At 73.3% G+C, this 15,375-nt stretch carries 14 protein-coding genes; 5 read left to right on the forward strand and 9 right to left on the reverse strand.

Translation table 11 applies throughout. The annotated features are described in order from the left end of the window. Positions 1–29: 29 nt before the first annotated feature. Together ACFQ9Z_RS35410 and ACFQ9Z_RS35415 are read right to left on the reverse strand one after the other, a co-directional pair. Positions 30–758 carry a 3-keto-5-aminohexanoate cleavage protein gene (locus tag ACFQ9Z_RS35410; protein ID WP_383029779.1) on the reverse strand — a complete coding sequence of 243 codons (729 nt, stop codon included), beginning with the start codon at positions 756–758 and terminating at the stop codon, positions 30–32. Positions 759–866: 108 nt separating this feature from the next. Further along, positions 867–1,469, reverse strand: a complete 603-nt coding sequence (locus ACFQ9Z_RS35415; protein ID WP_383029782.1) for a hypothetical protein — start codon at positions 1,467–1,469, stop codon at positions 867–869. Between the two features lie 256 nt (positions 1,470–1,725). Here ACFQ9Z_RS35415 and ACFQ9Z_RS35420 point away from each other — a divergent pair, with 256 nt between their 5' ends. After that, the gene (locus ACFQ9Z_RS35420) at positions 1,726–4,515 is read left to right on the forward strand and encodes a penicillin acylase family protein (RefSeq protein WP_383029784.1); all 2,790 of its coding nucleotides are present in this window, start codon (positions 1,726–1,728) and stop codon (positions 4,513–4,515) included. Positions 4,516–4,542: 27 nt separating this feature from the next. On the opposite strand, the gene ACFQ9Z_RS35425 is transcribed toward ACFQ9Z_RS35420, so the two are convergent. Next, entirely contained in the window at positions 4,543–5,838 is a 1,296-nt protein-coding gene (locus ACFQ9Z_RS35425; protein ID WP_383029786.1) for a serine-threonine protein kinase, read from the reverse strand. A gap of 81 nt (positions 5,839–5,919) precedes the next feature. Next, positions 5,920–7,176 carry an exo-beta-N-acetylmuramidase NamZ domain-containing protein gene (locus ACFQ9Z_RS35430; RefSeq protein ID WP_383029789.1) on the reverse strand — a complete coding sequence of 419 codons (1,257 nt, stop codon included), beginning with the start codon at positions 7,174–7,176 and terminating at the stop codon, positions 5,920–5,922. 181 nt (positions 7,177–7,357) lie between these two features. On the opposite strand from ACFQ9Z_RS35430, the gene ACFQ9Z_RS35435 reads away from it, so the two are divergent. From ACFQ9Z_RS35435 to ACFQ9Z_RS35445, 3 genes are read left to right on the forward strand one after another with little or no spacing between them, the layout of a single operon-like run. Next, positions 7,358–8,131: an SDR family oxidoreductase gene (locus tag ACFQ9Z_RS35435; protein WP_383029791.1), complete on the forward strand. Its 774-nt coding sequence runs from the start codon at positions 7,358–7,360 to the stop codon at positions 8,129–8,131. Next, positions 8,128–9,807, forward strand: a complete 1,680-nt coding sequence (locus ACFQ9Z_RS35440; protein WP_383029794.1) for a class I adenylate-forming enzyme family protein — start codon at positions 8,128–8,130, stop codon at positions 9,805–9,807. Before ACFQ9Z_RS35435 ends, ACFQ9Z_RS35440 begins: the two co-directional genes overlap by 4 nt. A 26-nt stretch (positions 9,808–9,833) precedes the next feature. Beyond that, positions 9,834–10,427: a TetR/AcrR family transcriptional regulator gene (locus ACFQ9Z_RS35445; RefSeq protein WP_143635460.1), complete on the forward strand. Its 594-nt coding sequence runs from the start codon at positions 9,834–9,836 to the stop codon at positions 10,425–10,427. Between the two features lie 100 nt (positions 10,428–10,527). On the opposite strand, the gene ACFQ9Z_RS35450 is transcribed toward ACFQ9Z_RS35445, so the two are convergent. Together ACFQ9Z_RS35450 and ACFQ9Z_RS35455 are read right to left on the reverse strand one after the other, a co-directional pair. Continuing rightward, a complete protein-coding gene (locus ACFQ9Z_RS35450) occupies positions 10,528–11,742 on the reverse strand; it encodes an acyl-CoA dehydrogenase family protein (protein ID WP_383029798.1) in 1,215 nt (404 codons plus the stop codon). Between the two features lie 7 nt (positions 11,743–11,749). Continuing rightward, the gene (locus ACFQ9Z_RS35455) at positions 11,750–12,772 is read right to left on the reverse strand and encodes a phosphotransferase family protein (RefSeq protein WP_383029801.1); all 1,023 of its coding nucleotides are present in this window, start codon (positions 12,770–12,772) and stop codon (positions 11,750–11,752) included. Positions 12,773–13,031: 259 nt separating this feature from the next. Between ACFQ9Z_RS35455 and ACFQ9Z_RS35460 the strand changes: the two genes are divergently transcribed. Next, on the forward strand, positions 13,032–13,985 hold the full coding sequence (locus ACFQ9Z_RS35460; protein WP_383029803.1) for an NADP-dependent oxidoreductase: 954 nt from the start codon (positions 13,032–13,034) through the stop codon (positions 13,983–13,985). A 135-nt stretch (positions 13,986–14,120) separates the two neighbouring features. On the opposite strand, the gene ACFQ9Z_RS35465 is transcribed toward ACFQ9Z_RS35460, so the two are convergent. From ACFQ9Z_RS35465 to ACFQ9Z_RS35475, 3 genes are read right to left on the reverse strand one after another with little or no spacing between them, the layout of a single operon-like run. Continuing rightward, positions 14,121–14,435: a DUF202 domain-containing protein gene (locus ACFQ9Z_RS35465; RefSeq protein ID WP_383029806.1), complete on the reverse strand. Its 315-nt coding sequence runs from the start codon at positions 14,433–14,435 to the stop codon at positions 14,121–14,123. Further along, positions 14,432–14,824 carry a YidH family protein gene (locus ACFQ9Z_RS35470; RefSeq protein WP_383029808.1) on the reverse strand — a complete coding sequence of 131 codons (393 nt, stop codon included), beginning with the start codon at positions 14,822–14,824 and terminating at the stop codon, positions 14,432–14,434. Before ACFQ9Z_RS35470 ends, ACFQ9Z_RS35465 begins: the two co-directional genes overlap by 4 nt. A gap of 21 nt (positions 14,825–14,845) precedes the next feature. After that, complete coding sequence (locus ACFQ9Z_RS35475) at positions 14,846–15,361, reverse strand: NUDIX domain-containing protein (RefSeq protein WP_383029810.1); 516 nt, start codon at positions 15,359–15,361, stop codon at positions 14,846–14,848. Positions 15,362–15,375: the final 14 nt, after the last annotated feature.

Genomic DNA, 15,375 nt, shown 5'->3' on the forward strand with positions numbered 1-15,375 from the left:
CGCCCGCAGGAGTCCGGGCCCGCCCCGCGTTACGGCGAACGCCGGACCGACCCGTACTGGGCCAGTCCCTCCGCCACCAACCGGGCGTTGGAGGCGGCGCGTTCGCCGTCGGGCAGGAACAGGGTGTCCTCCAGGCCGATGCGGGTGGCCAGGCCGAGCCGGCCGGCCAGCCGCAGCACCGGCCAGGCGCCGCCCTCCTCACCGTGCAGCAGGACCGGGCGGCCGTGCGCGGGACCGAGGCGCGCCAGCAGGGCCCGCGCGGTCGCCTCCGCGGTCCCGGGGTCGGGGTCCGTCACCTCCGCGAGCACACGCAGCACCCTCGGACCGAGCGGCGAGGCCGCGAACCGCCCGGCGGCGTCCGTGCCGGACCAGACGCCCGCCTCGACCCCCACGCCCATGGCGAGCAGTTGCGCGGCGACCTCCTCGGCGCCCGGCTCGTGCCAGTTGACCGACGCGAAGTCGGGCAGCACCGACCAGGCCCGCACGCGGCCGAGCCGGGCGGCCGGTTCGGGCTCGGCCCAGGCGCCGGTGGTCACGCCGACCGGCACCGCCACCCGCGCCCGTATCGCCTCGAGCGCCGCCGCGAGCACCCGGGGGGACAGGCTGTCGCGCCCGCACGGCGTCTTCGGGTGGACGTGGACCTCGGTGGCGCCCGCCGCGACGGCCTCGGCCGCGGACCGCGCCAACTCCGTTGGGGACAGCGGCACTCCGACGCCGTCGGCGGCCGAGCGGTTTCCGTTGAGACACACCTGCACCATGGGCCGATGGTGCCAGAGGCCACCGGGCACGGCGGCCGAGCGCATCAGGGGCGCGGCATCCCCCGGCGCACCCCCTGCGCGTCCCCCTCGGTCGGGCCGGCCCGCGGATCAGGCCGACATCAGCAGGCGTTCGCTTCTGGAGTACGCCAGCGCCTGCTGTGTGAGCACGGGCCGGGGCACGAGGATGCCGCAGTCCGCGCAGACCGGGCCGGACGACGGCTCGTGGTCGAGGCCGTACCTCCAGGCCAGCCGCTCCCCGTCGCAGACCGGGCAGCACGCGCCCGGTTCGCGGTTCAGCGCGGCGATGATCCGGCGCAGCACCTCCGCCAGGGGCTCGCCGGGATGGATCCGCGGGTCGTCGCACCAGGCGACCCCGAACCCGCCCCAGGTCATCCGGTGCCAGTCGTCCACCGTCCCCGGCCGGCGCAGCCCGTCGTGCTTCTCCTTCTTGCGGCGCTCGGCGAACTCGGCCTCGTAGCCGAGCCAGACCGCCCGCGCCTCCTCGAGCTCCTCCAGTGCGGCCACGAGCCGCGCCGGATCGGGGGACCGGTCCTCCGGGCCGAAACCGGCCCGGGAGCAGAGATGGTCCCAGGTAGCCCGGTGCCCATAAGGAGCGAACCGCTCCAGGCACTTGCGCAGCGAGTAGCGCCGCAGCGCCAGATCACACCGCGGGTCCCGCACCTGTCTCGCCAGACTTCGGAATCCGGCCATCGCCATGCACCTCCGTCACACCTGCGTCCGCTCTTGCGTCAGTTCTCCGTCGTCGTACGGGTTCCGCGCGACGTCGCCGAATAGACGTGTCGACACGAGATTCGGCTCCATCCGTTTTCCGATGCCCTCCCATAAGGCGCCCGGCGGTCGGCGTGGGGCACCGCTGTGACGACTTCGGAAAGTTGACGCATGTTCATCTTCATTCCCGGGGATACCGGCGGTAACGTCCGGCCCACCCCAGTCGGGAGGAGCTGCCATGCCACGGCGCGCCCCACGCAACGTGCTGTTCGACAAACTGAGAACTCCCCGCAGACTCACCGGGTTCCTGAAGACGGCGTCGATATGCGTTCTCGTCGCCGGACTTCTCAGCCCGCTCACCCACGCCACCGCCGCACAAGCCGCCGTGACCTCGGACGACTACTGCGGCGGCCAGTGTTCGGACATCCTGCCGCCCGGCGAGAACGGCAACGCCACCCTCGCCCAGATCCTGCTCAACCAGGCCTTCGGCACCCAGCCCGCGCACGCCGAGGACCAGCTCGGCCCCTACGCCGGCCTGGCGACCGGATACCGGGGACTCACCGACGCGAAGATCAACACCTTCTTCAACGACGCGTCGTTCGGCGTGCCTTCCGACCAGGTCGCCTCCACCGAGAAGCCGGCCGGGCGCGGCGACGTGACCATCGTCCGCGACAAGAAGACCGGTGTGCCGCACATCACGGGCACCACCCGCTACGGCACCGAGTTCGGCGCCGGGTACGCGGCCGCGGAGGACCGGCTGTGGCTGATGGACGTCTTCCGGCACGTGGGCCGCGGCCAGCTCACCGGCTTCGCGGGCGGCGCCGCCGCCAACCAGGGCCTGGAGCAGCAGTTCTACCGCAACGCGCCGTACACCGAGGCTGATCTGCAGGCGCAGATCGACAACGCCGTCGCGCGCAACGGCGCCCGCGGGCAGCAGGCCCTCGCCGACGCGGACGCCTACCTCGCCGGCATCAACTCCTACATCGACGCCTCCGACAGCGGCCGTTACTTCCCCGGCGAGTACGTCCTGACCGGCCACAAGGACTCCATCACCAACGCCGGCACCATAGAGCACTTCAAGATCACCGACCTGGTGGCGCTCGCCTCGGTCGTCGGCTCCCTGTTCGGCTCCGGCGGGGGCGGCGAGGTGAACAACGCCCTCTCCCTGATCGCCGCCCAGTCCAAGTACGGCGTGGAGCAGGGCACCAGGGTCTGGGAGTCGTTCCGGATGCGCAACGACGCCGAGGCGGCCCTCACCGTCCACGACGGCACGAGCTTCCCGTACGCCGGCCGGCCCGCCGACCCCAAGGGCCTGGCACTGCCCGACGCGGGCACGGTGACCGAGGAGCCCCTGGTCTACGACCGCACCGGCAGCGCGGCCACCGCGAGCGCGAAGAGCGCCTCGAGCGCGGCGGCGAGGACCTCGCTGAGCTCCGCCCGGCGCGGCATGTCCAACGCCCTCGTGGTCAGCGGCAAGTACACCGCGAGCGGCCACCCCGTCGCCGTCTTCGGGCCGCAGACCGGCTACTTCGCCCCGCAGCTCCTTCTCCTCCAGGAGATCCAGGGCCCCGGCATCAGCGCCCGCGGCGCCTCCTTCGCGGGCCTGAGCATGTACGTCGAACTGGGCCGCGGCCAGGACTACTCCTGGAGCGCCACCACCTCAGGCCAGGACATCATCGACACCTACGCCGTCGAGCTGTGCCAGGACGACCACCACTACCTGTACCACGGCGCCTGCACGGCCATGGACCAGGTCGAGCGGAAGAACTCCTGGAAGCCCACCGTGGCCGACGGCACCGCCGCGGGCTCGTACACGATGCGGGTGTGGCGCACCAAGTACGGACCGGTGCAGTACCGCGCGACCGTCGGCGGCAAGAAGGTCGCCTACACCACGCTGCGCTCCTCCTACCTGCACGAGGCCGACTCCATCATCGGCTTCCAGATGCTCAACGACCCCGGCTACGTCAAGGGCCCGAAGGACTTCCAGAGCGCGGCCCAGCACATCAACTTCACCTTCAACTGGTTCTACGCCGACTCACAGCACACCGCGTACTACAACAGCGGCGACAACCCGGTCCGGGCGAGCGGCGTCGACGCCGAGTTCCCGGTGCGGGCCGAAGCCGCCTACGAGTGGCGCGACTGGGACCCGGCCACCAACACGGCCGACTACACCCCGGCCTCCGCCCACCCGAACTCGGCCGACCAGGACTACTACGTCTCCTGGAACAACAAGCAGGCCAAGGACTACACGACCGCGTCCTGGGGCGACGGCTCCGTGCACCGCGGCGACCTGCTCGACGACCGGGTGGCGAAGCTGGTCGCGGCCGGCGGGGTGACCCGCACCCAGCTCGTGCAGGCCATGGCGGACGCGGCCCTCGCCGACCTGCGCGCCGAGGACGTCCTGCCGAAGCTGCTCAGGGTGATCGGCTCGTCGCCGGTGACCGACTCCACCGCCGCCGCCGCGGTGAGCAAGCTCCAGGCGTGGGTGACCGCGGGCGCGAAGCGCACCGAGACCTCGGCCGGCTCCAGGAAGTACGCCGACGCGGACGCCGTCCGGATCCTGGACGCCTGGTGGCCGCTGCTGGTCAAGGCCGAGTTCGAACCCGGTCTCGGCAGCGACCTGTACACCGCGTTCACCGGCAACCTGCCCGTGGACGAGGCCCCGTCCGCCGGTCACGGCCCGACCGGATCGCACGCCGGCAGCTCCTTCCAGTACGGCTGGTGGAGCTATGTCGACAAGGACATCCGGGCGGTGCTCGGCGAGTCCGTGCGGGACGGCCTGGCGCAGAAGTACTGCGGCGGCGGCGGCCTCGGCGCCTGCCGGGACGTCCTGATCGCCACCCTGAAGGAGGCGGCCGGAAAGAGCGCCGCCCAGGTCTACCCGGGTGACGACCAGTGCTCCGCGGGCGACCAGTGGTGCGCCGACTCCATCGCGCAGCGCCCTCTGGGCGGCGTCAAGCACGGCAGCATCAGCTGGCAGAACCGGCCGACCTACCAGCAGGTCGTGGAGTACACCTCGCACCGGTGACGCACCGGCCCCGGCGACGGCGGCGGGTCAGGCGATACGGCCCGCCGCCAGCACCACCCGCGCCAGCTCCGGGTGCAGGATGTCGCTGTGCGCTCCGCTCGGCGCGCCGCCGCGCCGCACCACCGCGGCCACGTCGACGTTCACGCAGCCCGACCTGGGCAGCGGTCCGCGCAGGGCCGCCGCGAGGTCCAGGGCGGCGGTGCCCGGCACCGCCCGCACCCCGTCGTGGCCCATGGCTCCCCACCGGTCGCCCAGCAGCCGCCCGAGGGCGAGGCCGCCGACCGAGCGGTCGTCGTCGGCGCAGCGCGAGGCCAGCGGGTAGAACGTGGCGAGCGCCGAGTCGAAGCGGGAGTAGCAGCACACCAGCGGGCCGTCGATCCGCTCCTGCCGGTCCCGCAGCGCGCCCGCGCGGCCGGTGTCGTGCGGCAGCCCGGCCGCGAACGCGTAGTGCGAGAAGGCGCCCTGGAGCAGCGTCACGGACTTCACCGAGCGCACCCCGGCCGGCAGCCCGCGCAGCGCGAACGACACCAGCCGCCCGCCGAAGCTGTGCCCGACCAGGTGCACCCGTACGCCCGGCGCCGCGGCGGCCAGCCGCCCGACGGCCGGCCCGAGCCCGTGCTCCCCGACCGTCCCGGCCCGCCGCTTCATCGTGTAGTACGTCGCCTGCCGCAGGAGTTCCTTCGCGCCGTTCCAGGGGTCCGGCAGCGTGAACCCCTCCGCCGTGCCGAGTCCCGCCAGGGCCCCGGCCAGCTCCGCACAGGCCGCCACCGGGTCGCCCCGGAACACCGCCGGCCCGTCCTCCCCGGGGACGTCCGCCACCCCGGGCGCGCCCGGCCCCGGCTCGACGAGCAGCCGCACCAGCCGCCCGAACTCCGCGAGCCCCTCGTCCCCGGCCGGCCGCTCGTCCAGCAGCCGGGCCAGCCGGCCGAGCACGGTGGCCCGGGCCGGGAAGGCGTCCAGCAGGGCGCGCCGGGTGTCCTCGTCCAGCGCCGGGCCCGGCGCCGCCTGCGCCTCCACGGCCGCGACCGACCGGGGCAGGTCCGGGATCGGCTCGTCGCAGAACCGCATCGACGGCCAGATGACTCCGGCGTACCCGATCCGGGCCTTGGGGGCGAGACCCGGGACCGGGGCGAAGAACGCGCGGTACAGCGCGGTCGCGCTCGAACGGTCGTTGTTCCAGCCGTGCGCGAAGACGATCAGGTCACGGACGCCGCGTTCCGTGACCTGCGCCAGCAGCCGGTCCCGTTCGGGGCCGTCCACGTCCCCGTCCGCGTCGAAGGTCAGCTCCCAGTAGGGAGACACGCTCATCCCCGGCTCCGCCATGACAGGCTCCCTCGTGCCCCGAAACGGTGCGATGCGGGCGTATCGTCCTGCGGCGCGGGGGAGTTGGCCAGAGCGGGCGGCTCACCTGTAGAGGAGATATTTCCCGCGGACCTTCCGGAAGGCCGCCAGCTCGTCCTGCCAGGCGCCGACGACCTCGTCGGTGCCCGCGCCGGCGTCGATCATCGTCCGCACCCGGGTGGAGCCGGTGAGCTTGTCGATCCAGTCGTCCGGCCGCCAGGCGAAGCCGTCCCAGACCTTCCGGGCGGTCACCAGCAGCGCGATCCCGGTGCGCACGGGATCGAAGGCGGCCCGGTCGTGCACGTGGATCTGCACGCCTCCGGCCGTCCTCCCCTGGAACTTCGAGAACGTGGGCGCGAAGTACGCCTCCCGGAACCGGACGCCCGGCAGCCCCGCCCCGTTGGCCTCGGCCGCCCACCGCCCGTCGATGCCCTCGGCCCCCAGCAGCTCGAACGGGCGGGTCGTGCCCCGTCCCTCGGAGAGGTTGGTGCCCTCGAACAGACAGGTCCCCGAGTACACCAGCGCGGTGTCCGGCGTGGGCATGTTCGGGCTCGGCGGCACCCAGGGCAGGCCCGACGCGTCGTAGAACCGGTCGCGCTTCCAGCCCGTCATCCGGACGGTCTCCAGCCGGACCGCCCCGTCCAGGAACTCCCCGTTGAACAGCAGGGCCAGCTCGGCCACCGTCATCCCGTGCGCCTGCGCGATCGGCTGCCGCCCGACGAACGTGGCGAACTCCCGGTGCAGCACCGGGCCCTGGGCCGAGCGGCCGGTCACCGGGTTGGGCCGGTCGAGCACGACGAAGCTCTTGCCCGCCAGCCGGGCCGCCTCCATGCAGTCGTAGAGGGTCCAGATGTAGGTGTAGAAGCGGGCGCCGACGTCCTGGATGTCGAAGACGACCGTGTCCACGCCGGAGGCGGTGAACACGTCGGCCAGCGGCTGACCGCTCTTCAGGTACGTGTCGAAGACCGGCAGGCCGGTCGCCGGGTCGTCGTAGCGGCCCTCGGAGCCGCCGGCCTGGGCGGTGCCGCGGAAGCCGTGCTCCGGGCCGAAGACGGCGGTCAGCCGCACCCGGGGGTCCGCGTGCATGACGTCGACGATGTGCCGGGCGTCGCGGGTGATGCCGGTGGGGTTGGTGACGACGCCGACGCGCCGGCCGTCGAGGAGGCGGTAGCCGTCGGCCGCGAGCTGCTCGAAGCCGGTGCGGGGATGCTCCGCGGCGGCTGCCGGCGCCGCCGGGAGGGTGGCGGTGGCCCTGGACGCCGCCGGGATGGCCGCGCCGGCCGTGGCCGCCGCCAGGACGCTCCGTCTGGACAGGTGCACGAGGAGACCTCCGTGGGTGGGGAAGTGCGGACCGTGCGTGGCGGGTCGTGCCCACGCGGCGGAGTCGCACATCGGTACGGCCCCGCGCCCCTAGGTTTGATCCGGCCGCCCTTCCCTCACACATACCGACCGGTTAGTCTGGCCGTCGCTGAGCCGAGTCGCGTCGCGTCGAAGGAGACCGATGGTGAAAGCCGTGCAGGATGCGGGAGTGGTCGTCACCGGAGCGGGCGGGGGGATCGGGGCCGCGCTGGCCCGGCGGTTCGCCGCCGAGGGCGCCCGCGTGGTCGTCAACGACCTGGACGCCGGCAAGGCCGCGGCCGTGGCCGAGGAGATCGGCGGGACCGCCGTGCCCGGGGACGCCTCGGCCGTCGTCGGCGAGGCCCGCGACGCCCTCGGCGGCACGGTGGACGTCTACTGCGCCAACGCCGGCGTCGCCTTCGAGGACGCCGGAGCCGGCAAGCCGCTGGACGAGCGGGCCTGGGCCGTTTCCTGGGACGTCAACGTGATGGCGCACGTCCGCGCGGCCCAGGAGCTGCTGCCGGGCTGGCTGGAGCGCGGCGCGGGCCGCTTCGTCTCCACCGTCTCGGCCGCCGGGCTCCTCACCATGATCGGCGCCCCGTCCTACGCCGTCACCAAGCACGGTGCGCTGGCCTTCGCCGAGTGGCTGTCGCTGACCTACCGCCACCGGGGCGTCAAGGTGCACGCCATCTGCCCGCAGGGTGTGCGCACCGACATGCTGGCCGCCACCGGCAGCGCGGGCGACCTGGTGCTGCAGCCGACCGCGATCGAGCCCGAGGACGTCGCGGACGCCCTGTTCCGGGGCATCGAGGAGGACCGTTTCCTGATCCTGCCGCACCCCGAGGTCGCCGAGTACTACCAGGCGCGGGCCGCCGTCCCCGACCGCTGGCTGGCCGGCATGAACCACATCCAGCGCAAGTGGGAGGCCACCCGATGAGCGGCTCCCGCTACGCGGCCCGGCCCTGGCTGGCCCTGCTCGACGAGGCCCAGCGCGCCCCGGTCGACCCCGCCGACTCCCTGGTGCACGCCCTGCGCCGCTCCGTCGCCGAGGCCCCCGACCGCACCTTCCTCACCTACTTCGACGCCCGGCTCGGCTACCGGGAGACCGACGACCTGACCGACTCGGTCGCCGCCCACCTCGCCGGTCGCGGCCTGCGGCGCGGCGACCGGGTGGCCGTGCTGCTGCAGAACTCCCCGCACTTCGTGCTCGCCGTCCTCGGCGCCTGGAAGGCGGGCGCCACCGTGGTGCCGGTCAACCCCATGTACAAGTCGGCCGAGGTCGCCCACGTGCTGCGGGACGCCGAGGTCAGCGCGCTGATCTGCTCCGACCGGGCCTGGGAGTCGTACCTGCGGGAGACGGCCGCAGATTCGCCGGTACGCGTCGTGCTCACCGCCTGCGAGCTGGACCTCCAGACCCGTGACGACGCGCGCGTGCTCAGCTTCGAGCGGCTGCCCCAGGCCTCCGACGCCGACGACCTCCTGGCCGTCGCCCGGCAGGGCGGCCGGGCCCCGGCGGGCCGCGACCCGCTGCCCGGCGACATCGCCCTGATCAGCTACACCTCGGGCACCAGCGGCACCCCCAAGGGCGCCACCAACACGCACGGCAACATCATGCACAACGCCGAACGCCAGCGGACCGGTCTCGCCCTGCCCGAGGCGCCCGTCTACTACGCGCTCGCGCCCCTGTTCCACATCACCGGCATGGTCTGCCAGTTCGGCGCCTGCCTGAACAGCACCGGCACCCTGGTGCTCACCTACCGCTTCGAGCCCGGCGTGGTCCTCGAGGCCTTCGCCGAGCACCGCCCGCACTACACGGTCGGCCCGTCCACCGCGTTCATGGCGCTCGCCGCGCACCCGGACGTCACCCCGGAGCACTTCTCCTCCTTCGTCAACATCTCCTCCGGCGGCGCGCCCGTGCCGCCCGCCCTGGTGGAGCGGTTCCGCGACCGCTTCGGGCCGTACATCCGCACCGGGTACGGCCTCACCGAGTGCACCGCGCCGTGCGCCTCCGTGCCGCCCGGCCTGGAGGCGCCGGTGGACCCCGTCTCCGGGACCCTCTCGGTCGGCCTGCCCGGCGCCGACACGGTGGTGCGGATCCTGGACGACCGGGGCGTGGAGCTGCCCTTCGGGGAGCAGGGCGAGATCGTCGTGCGCGGCCCGCAGGTCGTCCCCGGCTACTGGCGGCGGCCCGACGCCACCGCCGAGACCTTCCCGGACGGCGAACTGCGCACCGGCGACATCGGGTTCATGGACGAGCGGGGCTGGCTCTACGTCGTCGACCGCAAGAAGGACATGATCAACGCGTCCGGCTTCAAGGTCTGGCCGCGCGAGGTCGAGGACGTCCTGTACACCCATCCGGCGGTGCGCGAGGCGGCCGTCGTGGGCGTCCCGGACGGCTACCGCGGCGAGACCGTCAAGGCCTACATCAGCCTGCGCCCCGGCTCCGACACGGACCCCGGTGAACTCGCGGTGTACTGCAAGGAGAGACTGGCCGCCTACAAGTACCCGCGGCAGGTGGAGATCCTGCCCGACCTGCCCAAGACGGCGAGTGGGAAGATCCTCCGGCGGGAACTGCGCACCCGGGCGCAGGACAGCGGCAACGACAGTCGGTAGACACGACGGAAAGGCAGGTGGCGGCAGTGCCCAGGACGACGGACGGAGACGGGACGCCCGTCCCGCAGCGGCTGCTGGACGCCGCCACCCGCCTCTTCGCCGAGCAGGGTTACGACCGCACGTCGGTGCAGGAGATCGTGGAGGCGGCCGGCGTCACCAAGGGGGCGCTGTACCACTACTTCGGCTCCAAGGACGACCTGCTGCACGAGGTGTACGCGCGCGTGCTGCGCATCCAGCAGGAGCGCCTCGACACCTTCGCCAACGCGGACGAGCCGGTCGAGAAGCGGCTCAGGGGCGCGGCGGCCGACGTCGTCGTCACGACGATCGAGAACCTCGACGACGCGATGATCTTCTTCCGCTCCATGCACCAGCTGAGCCCGGAGAAGAACAAGCAGGTGCGCGCCGAGCGCCGGCGCTACCACGAGCGCTTCCGCGCGCTCATCGAGGAGGGCCAGCGCGAGGGCGTCTTCTCCACCGCCACCCCGGCCGACCTGGTGGTCGACTACCACTTCGGCTCGGTCCACCACCTGTCGACCTGGTACCGCCCCGACGGCCCGCTCACCCCGCAGCAGGTCGCCGACCACCTGGCCGACCTGCTGCTGCGCGCGCTGCGCCCATGACCGGCGGCGAACGCGCGTGAGCCCCTGACCGGGCACGCGGAGGGGCGGCCGCCCGGGCGGCCGCCCCTCTGAGTCGTTCCCCTACAGATGTGACGTTCCCCTACAGGTACTTCTTCAGCTCGCGCCGGGCCAGCGAGCGCTGGTGCACCTCGTCCGGGCCGTCGGCGAGCATCAGCGTGCGGGCGCTCGCGTACAGCTCGGCCAGCGGGAAGTCCTGGCTCACCCCGCCCGCGCCGTGGAGCTGGATCGCCCGGTCCAGGATGCCGACCACCGCGCGCGGAGTGGCGATCTTGATGGCCTGGATCTCCGTGTGCGCGCCCCGGTTGCCGACGGTGTCCATCAGCCAGGCCGTCTTCAGCACCAGCAGCCGGAGCTGCTCGACGGTGACCCGCGCGTCGGCGATCCAGTTCTGCACCACGCCCTGCTGGGCCAGCGCCTTGCCGAAGGCGGTCCGGGACACCGAACGCCGGCACATCAGCTCGATCGCCCGCTCGGCCATGCCGATCAGCCGCATGCAGTGGTGGATCCGGCCGGGGCCGAGCCGGGCCTGGGCGATGGCGAAGCCGCCGCCCTCCTCGCCGATCAGGCTGGTGACCGGCACGCGCGCGTGGTCGAAGACCACCTCGGCGTGGCCGCCGTGGGAGTGGTCCTCGTAGCCGAAGACCCGCATCGCGCGCCTGACCGTCACCCCGGGGGTGTCGCGCGGGACCAGCACCATGGACTGCTGGCGGCGGATGTCGGCGCCGTCGGGGTCCGTCTTGCCCATGACGATGAAGATCTTGCAGTCCGGGTTCATCGCCCCGGAGATGTACCACTTGCGGCCCGTGACGACGTACTCGTCGCCGTCCCGCTCGATGTGCGTGGTGATGTTGGTGGCGTCCGAGGAGGCCACCTCCGGCTCGGTCATCGCGAACGCCGAGCGGATCTCCCCCGCGAGCAGCGGCTCCAGCCACTGCTTCTTCTGCCGCTCGTCGCCGAACTGCGCCAGCACCTCCATGTTCCCGGTGTCGGGCGCGGCGCAGTTCGTCGCGGTCGGCGCCAGGTGCGGGGAGCGGCCGGTGATCTCGGCGAGCGGCGCGTACTGCAGGTTGGTCAGACCGGCGCCGTGTTCGGCGTCGGGCAGGAAGAGGTTCCACAGGCCCTGCCTGCGCGCCTCTGCCTTCAGCTCCTCCACCACGGCCGGGGTGTCCCACGGCGAGGCCAGCGCGGCCCGCTGCTCCTCGGCGACCGGCTCGGCCGGGTACACGTACTCGTCCATGAAGGCCAGCAGCCTGGCGCGCAGCTCCTCGGTGCGCGCGTCGAACGCGAAGTCCATGTCCGGGTCAGCCTTCCTGCAGAGTGGTCAGTCCGTGGTCGATGAAGACGGGCACCAGCTCGCCGATCCGGTCGAAGCCGCGCCCGACCGTCTGGCCGAGCGTGTACCGGTAGTGGATGCCCTCCAGGATCACGGCGAGCTTGAACCAGGCGAACGCCGTGTACCAGGAGACGTCGGAGACGTCGCGGCCCGAGCGTGCGGCGTACCGCTCGATCAGCTCGGCGGGGGAGGGGTGCCCGGGCGCCTCGGCGGTCGTGGACACCGGCGACTGCGGCAGGCCGAGCGGCGTGCTGTACATGACCAGCAGGCCCAGGTCGGTGAGCGGGTCGCCGAGGGTCGACATCTCCCAGTCGAGGATGGCCCGGATGGTGTCGTCGGGGCCGATCAGCACGTTGTCCAGCCGGTAGTCGCCGTGGACGACGGCCGGGGCGGGCGAGGCGGGCAGGGCCCGGCCGAGGGCCGCGTGCAGCTCGTCGACGCCCGCGAGCTCGCGGTTGCGGGAGGCGTCGAGCTGCTTGCCCCAGCGGCGCAGCTGGCGGTCCAGGAAGCCCTCAGGCCGCCCGAAGTCCTGCAGGCCCACGGCCGCCGGGTCCACCCCGTGCAGCCCGACCAGCGTGTCCACGAGCGAGAGCACCGCGTCCCGGGTCCGCGCCTCGCCGAGCGGGGCGAGCTGCCGGGCGGTGCGGTAGGGCGTGCCCTCGACGAACTCCATGACGTAGAACGGCGCCCCGAGCACCTCCTCGTCCTCGCACAGCAGCACCGGCCGGGGGACCGGCACGTCCGTCGGGTGCAGTGCGCTGATCACCCGGTGCTCGCGCTTCATGTCGTGCGCGGTGGCCAGCACGTGACCGAGCGGCGGCCGCCGTACGACCCACCGCGAGGCGCCGTCGGAGAGCGCGTAGGTGAGGTTCGACCGTCCGCCCTCGATCAGCCGGCCGTCGAGCGGGCCGTTCACCAGGCCGGGGCGCTCGCGGTCGAGCAGCGCGCGCAGCCGGTCGAGATCGAGCCCGGGCGGGTGGTCGGCGCTCATACATCACTCCTACGAACCGGTGAACAAGAACGGGTCTCATGATGCCGACCGGTCGGTATGTCGTCCAGTGCGCGTGCCGAACCGGCCCCCGAACGTGACCGGAGCCACCATAATCGCCGCGCGCCGCGGACGCGGCGGACGGTCACGGCGGCCCCCGCGGGGTACCGGCGACTGCGACACGGACGCTGCCGTCACGCGAACGGCGCACATCGCGGCACACCCGTTGCGTGGCGTACGAGGACCCCGGAGGGTCGTGGGCATGAAGGCCATCAGTTACAGCCGCTACGGCGGGCCCGAGGTGCTGGAGTACGGCGAGGCGGACGACCCCAAGGTCGGCCCCGACTCGGTGCTGGTCGCGGTCCGCGCCGCGGCCGTCAACCCGGTCGACTGGAAGTGCCGGGAGGGCTACCTGGACCCGATCCTGGACGCCGTCTTCCCGGTGATCCCCGGCTGGGACGTCAGCGGGGTGGTGGTGCGGCCCGGCGCCGCGGTCCCGGAGTTCTCCGCCGGCGACGAGGTCATCGGCTACGTCCGCGAGGACTTCCTGTCCCGCGGCACCTTCGCCGAGTACGTCGCCGCGCCCGTGCGCACCCTGGCCCGCAAGCCGCGCAACCTCTCCTTCGAGGAGGCCGCCGGGCTGCCGCTGGCCGGGCTCACGGCCTACCAGGTCCTCGTCGGGGCGCTGGAGGTCAAGCGGGGCGAGACCGTGCTGGTGCACGCTGCGGCCGGCGGGGTCGGCTCCCTGGCCGTCCAGATCGCCGCCCACCTCGGCGCCCGGGTGATCGGCACGGCGAGCGAGCACAACCACGACTTCGTGCGCGGGATCGGCGGCGAGCCGGTGAGCTACGGCGAGGGCCTGGCCGAGCGGGTGCGCGGACTCGCCCCCGAGGGCGTGGACGCAGCCTTCGACACCATCGGCGGCGACACCCTCAAGGCCTCGGCCAATCTGCTCGCCCCCGAAGGACGGCTGGTGTCCATCGCCGACCCGGAGGTGGTGAAGTACGGCGGCCGCTACTACTTCGTCCGGCCCGACGCCGAGGACCTGTGCAAGCTGTCCGAGCTGGCCGAGGAGGGCGTGGTGTCCGTGCACGTCCAGGAGACCTTCCCGCTGGAGCGGGCGGCGGACGCGCACCGGCTGAGCCAGGAGGGGCGCACCCGCGGCAAGATCGTGGTGACGGTCGCCCGGGAGACCGAGGGAACCGCCTCCGCCTAGACCCGGGCGGCTCCCTCCGGGGGACGGCCGAGGCGCGGGCTTCTGGTCCCCGGCGGTTCCCTTGGGGGGCGGGCCAGGCGCCTGATGCTCAGGGGCCCCTTTCCGGGGGCGAGACGGGCTTCTGATTCTCGGGGGCTAGGTCACCAGGGCCACCGCGCACAGCGCCATCGCCACCGCGCACAGCGCCGCCGCCGCGGCCTGCCGGGGCGCGAGCGCGGGCGGCCGGGCCGCGGCCGCCAGGGCGCGGATGCGGTGCTGGGCCACCCGCAGGAAGACCAGCCAGAGCCCGCAGCACAGCACGCATCCGGCGATCGTGACGGCCGACGCACCGCCGTGCAGCGCGGCCCTGACCGCGAGCACGGCGGCCACGGCGGCCGACAGCGTCGTACGGCGCCAGGCCAGCCGGGTGCGCTCCGGCTGGAGCCCCGGATCGCGCTCCGCCGGGCTCACCCCTCCCACCCGGCCAGCACCACCACGACCATCGCGACCGCCACCACCGCGACGACCAGGCTCAGCACGGCGGGGAACCGGGAGGCGGGCAGGTCCTCGCCCCGCCGCATCGCCCGTTCGCAGCGCACCCAGTGGTTCACCGCGCGCAGCGCGCACAGCACTCCGGCGCCGAGCAGCGCGAGCGCCAGACCGGTCCGCCACGCCCAGCGCAGGTGCGGCAGGAACTGGTCCACCGCGAACCCGCCGCCGATCAGCGCGAGCGCGGTCCGCAGCCAGGCCAGGAACGTGCGCTCGTTGGCCAGCGAGAACCGGTAGTCGGGCGTGCCGCCCTCTTCGCGCACGCGCTCCGGGGTGAACCAGAGCCGGACGTTGCGTACGAACTCACTCACGCGCAGGACCCTACCGGGGCGTCACCGGGCGGCGCGGAACGCCCGCAGCCGCTCGTAGGCCGCCACGCCGTCCGGCACCCACTCCCACTCGCCGAGCCGCCGCTCCACCTCGTCGACCGCCAGGAAGTCGTGCCACTGCACCTCCTCGGCCTGCGGGTCCACCGGAAGGTCGCAGCGCACCTCGTACACCGCCGACCACCAGCTCTTCCCGGCCCCGTCGTCGTAGAGGAACTTGAAGAGGAACTCCGGCCGGGGCAGCCCCGACACGCCCAGTTCCTCCTCCGCCTCGCGCAGCGCCGCCTCGTCGTAGGACTCGCCCGCGCCCACCACGCCGCCGACGAACATGTCGTACAGGGAGGGGAAGACGAGCTTGGTGGGGGTGCGGCGGTGCACGAACAGACGCCCGGCCGCGTCCCGGGCCTGGATGAAGACGCACCGGTGGCGCAGGCCCCGGGCGTACGCCTCGCCGCGCGGGACCTGGGCGACGACCCGGTCGTCGTGGTCGACGATGTCGAGCATCTCGTCAGCAGGGTTCATACCGGTATCCAAGC

This window comes from Streptomyces sp. NPDC056580 (assembly GCF_042793175.1).
Classification (GTDB): Bacteria; Actinomycetota; Actinomycetes; order Streptomycetales; family Streptomycetaceae; genus Streptomyces.

Coding starts and splice junctions, on each gene's coding strand:
- ACFQ9Z_RS35440 (WP_383029794.1), top strand. CDS start 8,128: ATGAGCGGCTCCCGCTACGCGGCCCGGCCCTGGCTGGCCCTGCTCGAC.
- ACFQ9Z_RS35425 (WP_383029786.1), bottom strand. CDS start 5,838: ATGGCGGAGCCGGGGATGAGCGTGTCTCCCTACTGGGAGCTGACCTTC.
- ACFQ9Z_RS35475 (WP_383029810.1), bottom strand. CDS start 15,361: ATGAACCCTGCTGACGAGATGCTCGACATCGTCGACCACGACGACCGG.
- ACFQ9Z_RS35455 (WP_383029801.1), bottom strand. CDS start 12,772: ATGAGCGCCGACCACCCGCCCGGGCTCGATCTCGACCGGCTGCGCGCG.
- ACFQ9Z_RS35410 (WP_383029779.1), bottom strand. CDS start 758: ATGGTGCAGGTGTGTCTCAACGGAAACCGCTCGGCCGCCGACGGCGTC.
- ACFQ9Z_RS35460 (WP_383029803.1), top strand. CDS start 13,032: ATGAAGGCCATCAGTTACAGCCGCTACGGCGGGCCCGAGGTGCTGGAG.
- ACFQ9Z_RS35415 (WP_383029782.1), bottom strand. CDS start 1,469: ATGGCCGGATTCCGAAGTCTGGCGAGACAGGTGCGGGACCCGCGGTGT.
- ACFQ9Z_RS35435 (WP_383029791.1), top strand. CDS start 7,358: ATGGTGAAAGCCGTGCAGGATGCGGGAGTGGTCGTCACCGGAGCGGGC.
- ACFQ9Z_RS35420 (WP_383029784.1), top strand. CDS start 1,726: ATGCCACGGCGCGCCCCACGCAACGTGCTGTTCGACAAACTGAGAACT.
- ACFQ9Z_RS35450 (WP_383029798.1), bottom strand. CDS start 11,742: ATGGACTTCGCGTTCGACGCGCGCACCGAGGAGCTGCGCGCCAGGCTG.